The following is a 7118-nucleotide window of genomic DNA, read 5'->3' on the forward strand; positions in this document are numbered from 1 at the left end:
GCTGATTGTCGGTCCGGCCGGGTAGGTTTCCGGGCATGGGGATGCAAGGGACTTCGCACATCGTCTGGGACTGGAACGGGACGCTCTTCCACGACAACGAAGCGATCATAGGGGCGACGAACGCGGCGTTCGCCGAGCTGGGGCTGGAGCCGCTCACGCTGGAGCGGTACCGGGCGCTGTACTGCGTGCCGGTGCCGAAGTTCTACGAGCGGCTGATGGGGCGGCTGCCGACCGACGCCGAGTGGCAGGTCATGGACGAGGTGTTCCACCGGTACTACGCCGAGCACCGGGTGGCCTGCGGGCTCACCGCCGGTGCCGCGGACCTGCTGGTGCAGTGGACGTCACAGGGGCGGAGCCAGTCGATCCTGAGCATGTACGTGCACGACGAGCTGGTCCCGCTGGTGCGCGGCTTCGGGATCGAGGAGCACTTCCTGCGGGTGGACGGGCGGATCGGGCCGTCCGGGGGCAGCAAGTCCGAGCACATGGTGCGGCACCTCCGGGAGCTCACGGGGGTGCGGCCGGAGCGCACGGTGGTCATCGGGGACGCCGCCGACGACGCGGTGGCGGCGCGCCACGCGGGGGCGGGGGCCGTGCTGTACACGGGCGGTTCGCACAGCCGGGCCAGTCTCGAGGAGGTCGGAGTGCCGGTGGTGGACACCTTGGCGGAGGCCGTCGCGGTGGCCGAGGAACTGGCGGCCTGACCGGGCGCACCGGGTTCCGCGGCCCCCGGTGCGAAGTTTCCCGACGCTAACCAACAGCGTCCGAAGTTTCCGCGCCGGGAGCCGCGGGCGCCCCGCTGCTCCCGGCGGGCGGGGTGCCCGCCCCCGGCGTGCCCGCCCCCGGCGTGCCCGGTGGCGCGGCCGGTCAGGCGACCGGCGCCTTGGCGCGCAGCACCGTGAGGAACTCGCGCATCCAGGCGGGGTGGTCTGGCCAGGCCCGGGAGGAGACCAATGTGCCGTCCACCACGGCCTCGGCGTCCTGGAAGGTGGCGCCGGCGGACCCCATGTCCGGCTCCAGCGCGGGGTACGCGGTGACGCGGCGGCCGCGCAAGGCCTCGACCGAGGCGGTCATCAGGGGGCCGTGGCAGATCTGGGCGACGGGCTTGTCGTCGTCGAAGAAGGCCTTGAGGATCTTCCGGAGCTCGGGGTCGTTGCGGAGGTACTCCGGCGCGCGGCCGCCGGGGACGACCACCGCGGCGTACGCGCCCGGGTCGACCTCGGAGAAGGCGAGGTCCGCGGGCAGGGTGTAGCCGGGCTTCTCGGTGTAGGTGTCGAAGCCGGGTTCGAAGTCGTGGACGACGAACCGGAGCGTCTTGCGGGCGGGTGCCGCGATGTGCACCTCGTAGCCCTCCTCCAGCAGGCGCTGGTACGGGTAGAGGACCTCCAGGGACTCTGCTGCGTCACCGGTCACGATAAGGATCTTCGGTGCCATGTCGGGCGGCTCCCCTCGGGCGGGCGGTGTCGTGCTCAACGTGCCTCTCCGGCGCGCGGTTGCCAAGAGGTCGCGGCGCTTTCAGAGTGCACCGGCGCAGTGGGGCGCGGCGACTTTTCGCGCCCCTCCCGGCACGCGCGGGGCGCCCCGCGACATCCGCCGCCGTCGGTACCCGGGGAGGCCGCTGCCGGGGGTCCCGGAGGCCTCGGCCACCCCGTCACACCCCGTCCTCTGTGCAGATCGTCAAACTTCGCCCCCTGGTTTTGTACACATACGGCTCATGACGGGCCCCGGGTAGAGGGGGATAGCCTTGGTGGCGTGATCAGCGCGATATCTCGCGGGGGCGCTGTTGCCCCCGCCCCGCGCCCGGGGCACTCGGAACACATCCGAGGCCGGGCGGCGGTCGCTGGTCTCTGCGAGCGGCAGGGGGCACTCGCGGCGCCCGTGACGTCGTGCGCGACCCGGACCAAGGCGGCGCGGAGAACGGCGCAGCATGCTTCGGGCGTGTCACAAACGGCCGACATACCCCCGCTCCTCCCGCCTTGCGGCATAGCGTCGGAACAGACCGGACACCCCGCGTCGCGGCGTCACGCCGGAAGGCCGGAGATCGTATTTCCTTCTACGTCACGCAACGGCGCGCGACAGGAGCCAGAGGACAATGCAGACCAAGCTGGACGAAGCCAAGGCCGAGTTGCTCGGAAGGGCGGCCCGGGTCGCTGAGAACAGTCCGGTCGGGGGGCACCTACCGACCCCGACGAAGGGCGAGGGCACTCCGGGCGACGGCACCCCCGACCGCGAGTCCGTACTCGCGTTCCTCCAGCGCTACTACCTGCACACCGCTCCGGAAGACCTCACCGACCGCGATCCGGTCGACGTCTTCGGAGCCGCCTACTCGCACTACCGGCTCGCCGAGAGCCGGCCGCAGGGAACCGCGAACGTCAGGGTGCACACCCCGACCGTCGACGAGAACGGCTGGACCTGCAGCCACTCCGTGGTCGAGGTCGTCACCGACGACATGCCGTTCCTCGTCGACTCGGTGACCAACGAACTGACGCGGCAGGGCCGCGGCATCCACGTGGTCATCCACCCGCAGTTCGTCGTCCGCCGCGACGTGACCGGGAAGCTCATCGAGGTCCTTCCCACCCGGCCCACCGGCGACCTGCCGCACGACGCGCACGTCGAGTCCTGGATCCACGTCGAGACCGACCGCGAGACCGACCGCGCCGATCTGAAGCAGATCACCTCCGACCTGCTGCGGGTCCTGTCCGACGTGCGCGAGGCCGTCGAGGACTGGGAGAAGATGCGGGCCGCCGCGACCCGCCTCGCCGACGACCTGGCCGACGAGCCGGTCCCCGGCGACCTGCCCGGGCAGCAGGTCGAGGAGGCCCGCGAGCTGCTGCGCTGGCTGGCGAGCGACCACTTCACGTTCCTCGGGTACCGCGAGTACGAGCTGCGGGACGACGACACGCTGGCCGCCGTCCCCGGGACCGGGCTGGGCGTCCTGCGGTCCGACCCGCACCACGCGGCCGAGAACAGCCACCCGGTCAGCCCGTCCTTCGAGCGGCTCACGGCGGACGCCCGGGCCAAGGCCCGCGAGCACCAGCTGCTGGTGCTGACCAAGGCCAACAGCCGCGCCACCGTGCACCGGCCGTCCTACCTCGACTACGTCGGCGTGAAGAAGTTCGACGCGGACGGCAACGTCATCGGCGAGCGGCGCTTCCTCGGGCTGTTCTCCTCGGCCGCCTACACCGACTCCGTGCTCCGGGTCCCGGTGGTGCGGCGCAAGGTCGACGCCGTGCTGAAGGGCGCCGGGTTCTCCCCGAACAGCCACGACGGGCGCGACCTGCTCCAGATCATGGAGACGTACCCGCGCGACGAGCTGTTCCAGACGCCGGTGGACGAGCTGCGGTCCATCGTGACGTCGGTGCTGTACCTCCAGGAGCGGCGCCGGCTGCGCCTCTACCTGCGGCAGGACGAGTACGGCCGGTACTACTCCGCGCTGGTGTACCTGCCGCGGGACCGCTACACCACCGCGGTCCGGCTGCGCATCATCGACATCCTCAAGGAGGAGCTGGGCGGCACCAGCGTCGACTTCACCGCCTGGAACACCGAGTCGATCCTGTCCCGGCTGCACTTCGTGGTGCGGGTCCCGGCGGGCACCGAGCTGTCCGAACTGAGCGACGCCGACCGGGAGCGGATCGAGACGCGGCTCATGGAGGCCGCCCGTTCCTGGGCCGACGGGTTCGCGGAGGCGCTGAACGCCGAGTTCGGCGAGGAGCGCGCGGCCGAGCTGCTGCGCCGCTACGGCAACGCCTTCCCCGAGGGGTACAAGGCCGACCACACTCCCCGCTCCGCCGTCGCCGACCTGGTCCACCTGGAGCGGCTCGGCGACCGCAGCGACCACGAGGACTTCTCGTTCAGCCTGTACGAGCCGGTGGGTGCGGCGCCCGACGAGCGCCGGTTCAAGATCTACCGCCGCGGGGAGGCCGTCTCCCTGTCGCACGTGCTGCCGGTGCTGGGCCGGCTGGGCGTCGAGGTGATCGACGAGCGTCCGTACGAGCTGCGCTGCACCGACCGGCGCAACGTCTGGATCTACGACTTCGGCCTGCGCCTGCCCCGGACCCAGAACGGCGGCCCGGAGTTCTTCGGCGACGACGCCCGCGAGCGGTTCCAGAACGCCTTCTCCGCCGCCTGGACCGGCAAGTCGGAGAACGACGGCTTCAACGCGCTGGTGCTGGGTGCCGGGCTGACCTGGCGGCAGGCGATGGTGCTGCGGGCGTACGCGAAGTACCTGCGCCAGGCGGGCTCCACCTTCAGCCAGGACTACATGGAGGACACCCTCCGCACCAACGTCCACACCACGCGGCTGCTGGTGTCGCTGTTCGAGGCGCGGATGTCGCCGGACCGGCAGAAGGCCGGGCTGGAGCTGATCGACGCCCTGCTGGAGGAGGTCGACGCCGCGCTCGACCAGGTGGCCTCGCTCGACGAGGACCGCATCCTGCGTTCGTTCCTCACCGTGATCAAGGCGACCCTGCGGACGAACTTCTTCCAGGAGGCCGAGGACGGCAGCCCGCACGACTACGTCTCCATGAAGTTCGACCCGCAGGCGATCCCGGACCTGCCGGCCCCGCGCCCGGCGTACGAGATCTGGGTGTACTCGCCCCGGGTGGAGGGCGTGCACCTGCGGTTCGGGAAGGTCGCCCGCGGCGGGCTGCGCTGGTCGGACCGCAGGGAGGACTTCCGCACCGAGGTCCTCGGCCTGGTCAAGGCGCAGATGGTGAAGAACACCGTCATCGTGCCGGTCGGCGCGAAGGGCGGCTTCGTCGCCAAGCAGCTCCCCGACCCGGGTGTGGACCGCGACGCCTGGCTCGCCGAGGGGGTGGCCGCCTACCGCATTTTCATCTCGGCACTGCTCGACATCACCGACAACATGGTCGCCGGCGAGGTCGTGCCGCCCGCCGACGTCGTCCGCCACGACGGGGACGACACCTACCTGGTGGTGGCCGCCGACAAGGGCACGGCGCGGTTCTCCGACATCGCCAACGACGTCGCGGCCAGCTACCGCTTCTGGCTCGGTGACGCCTTCGCCTCCGGTGGCTCGGCCGGCTACGACCACAAGGGCATGGGCATCACCGCCCGCGGAGCCTGGGAGTCGGTCAAGCGCCACTTCCGCGAACTGGACCTGGACACGCAGAGCGAGGACTTCACCGTCGTCGGCGTCGGCGACATGTCCGGCGACGTGTTCGGCAACGGCATGCTGCTCAGCGAGCACATCCGCCTGGTCGCCGCCTTCGACCACCGGCACATCTTCATCGACCCCAGCCCGGACGCGGCGACCTCGTACGCCGAGCGCCGCCGGCTGTTCGAGCTGCCCCGCAGCTCCTGGGCCGACTACGACGGCGAGCTGATCTCCGCCGGCGGCGGGGTGTTCCCGCGCTCGGCGAAGGCCATCCCGCTCAACGCCCACATCCGCGAGGCCCTCGGCATCGAGGCGAAGATCGCCAAGATGACGCCGGCCGACCTGATGAAGGCGATCCTCGCCGCGCCGGTGGACCTGCTGTGGAACGGCGGTATCGGCACGTACGTGAAGGCCGCGACCGAGTCGCACGCCGACGTGGGCGACAAGGCCAACGACGCGATCCGCGTGGACGGCGCGGACCTCCGCGTCAAGGTCGTCGGCGAGGGCGGCAACCTGGGCCTGACCCAGCTCGGCCGGATCGAGTTCGCCTCCCACGGCGGCAGGATCAACACCGACGCGATCGACAACAGCGCGGGCGTGGACACCTCGGACCACGAGGTGAACATCAAGATCCTGCTGAACGGCCTGGTCGCGGACGGCGACATGACCGTGAAGCAGCGCAACAAGCTGCTCGCCGAGATGACCGACGAGGTCGGCCGGCTGGTGCTGCGCAACAACTACGCGCAGAACACGGCGATCGCCAACGCGCTGGCGCAGTCCAAGGACATGATCCACGCCCAGCAGCGCTTCATGAAGCACCTGGTGCGCCAGGGGCATCTGGACCGGGCGCTGGAGTTCCTGCCCACCGACCGGCAGATCCGCGAGCGGCTGGCCGCCGGCCGGGGCCTCACCGGCCCGGAGACGGCGGTGCTGCTGGCGTACACGAAGATCACCGTCACCGAGGAGCTGCTGCACACCTCGCTCCCGGACGACCCCTACCTGCGGAGCCTGCTGCACGCCTACTTCCCGACCGAGCTGCGCGAGCAGTTCGCCGACCGCATCGACGGCCACCCCCTGAGCCGTGAGATCACCATGACCGTCCTGGTCAACGACACGGTCAACACCGGTGGCACGACCTATCTGCACCGGCTGCGGGAGGAGACCGGCGCCTCGCTGGAGGAGATCGTCCGGGCGCAGACCGTGGCGCGTGCGATCTTCCTGTCGTCCCCGGTGTGGGACGCGGTCGAGGCGCTCGACAACCGGGTCGAGGCCGATGTGCAGACCCGGATCCGGCTGCACTCGCGGCGCCTGGTCGAGCGCGGCACGCGCTGGCTGCTCAACAACCGGCCGCAGCCGCTGGAGCTGGCCGGGACGGTCGCGTTCTTCGCCGAGCGGGTCGAGCAGGTCTGGGCCCAGTTGCCGAAGCTGCTGCGCGGCGGTGACCTGGACTGGTACCAGCGGATCTACGACGAGCTGACCGACGCGGGCGTGCCGGACGATCCGGCCACCCGGGTGGCCGGGTTCTCCTCGGTGTTCCCGGCGCTGGACATCGTCTCGGTGGCGGACCGCATGGGCAGGGAGCCGCTGGACGTCGCCGAGGTGTACTACGACCTCGCCGACCGGCTCGGCATCGCCCGGCTGATGGACCGCATCATCGAACTGCCGCGCAACGACCGCTGGCAGTCCATGGCCCGCGCGGCGATCCGCGAGGACCTGTACGCGGCGCACTCGGCGCTGACGGCGGACGTGCTGGCCGCGGGCAACGGCACGGCGACCCCGGAGCAGCGGTTCGAGGTGTGGGAGCGGGAGAACGCGCCGATCCTGGCCCGGGCGCGGACGACGCTGGAGGAGATCCAGGGCTCGGACGCCTTCGACCTGGCCAACCTGTCGGTGGCCATGCGGACCATGCGGACGCTGCTGCGCTCGCACTCGTAGGCGGCGGTACGGCGGAGGGGGGGGGGGGGGGGGGGGGGGGGGGGGGGGGGGGGGGGGGGGGGGGGGGGGGGGG

3 protein-coding genes are annotated in these 7118 nt (G+C 71.4%); 2 read left to right on the plus strand and 1 reads right to left on the minus strand.

The window, feature by feature from the left end:
• Positions 1-35 precede the first annotated feature (35 nt).
• Positions 36-701: an HAD family hydrolase gene (locus tag ACL02U_RS30320; protein WP_412794197.1), complete on the plus strand. Its 666-nt coding sequence runs from the start codon at positions 36-38 to the stop codon at positions 699-701.
• A 163-nt stretch (positions 702-864) separates the two neighbouring features.
• On the opposite strand, the gene ACL02U_RS30325 is transcribed toward ACL02U_RS30320, so the two are convergent.
• The gene (locus tag ACL02U_RS30325; RefSeq protein ID WP_412794198.1) at positions 865-1431 is read right to left on the minus strand and encodes a DJ-1/PfpI family protein; all 567 of its coding nucleotides are present in this window, start codon (positions 1429-1431) and stop codon (positions 865-867) included.
• A gap of 658 nt (positions 1432-2089) precedes the next feature.
• On the opposite strand from ACL02U_RS30325, the gene ACL02U_RS30330 reads away from it, so the two are divergent.
• The gene (locus ACL02U_RS30330) at positions 2090-7045 is read left to right on the plus strand and encodes an NAD-glutamate dehydrogenase (RefSeq protein WP_412794199.1); all 4956 of its coding nucleotides are present in this window, start codon (positions 2090-2092) and stop codon (positions 7043-7045) included.
• Positions 7046-7118 lie beyond the last annotated feature (73 nt).

Source organism: Streptomyces sp. MS06 (genome assembly GCF_047200655.1).
In the GTDB taxonomy this organism is placed as follows: Bacteria; Actinomycetota; Actinomycetes; order Streptomycetales; family Streptomycetaceae; genus Streptomyces.

What these genes read in the sequence shown, in the direction of transcription:
- ACL02U_RS30320 (WP_412794197.1), top strand. Translation starts at nt 36, where the DNA reads ATGGGGATGCAAGGGACTTCGCACATCGTCTGGGACTGGAACGGGACG.
- ACL02U_RS30325 (WP_412794198.1), bottom strand. Translation starts at nt 1,431, where the DNA reads ATGGCACCGAAGATCCTTATCGTGACCGGTGACGCAGCAGAGTCCCTG.
- ACL02U_RS30330 (WP_412794199.1), top strand. Translation starts at nt 2,090, where the DNA reads ATGCAGACCAAGCTGGACGAAGCCAAGGCCGAGTTGCTCGGAAGGGCG.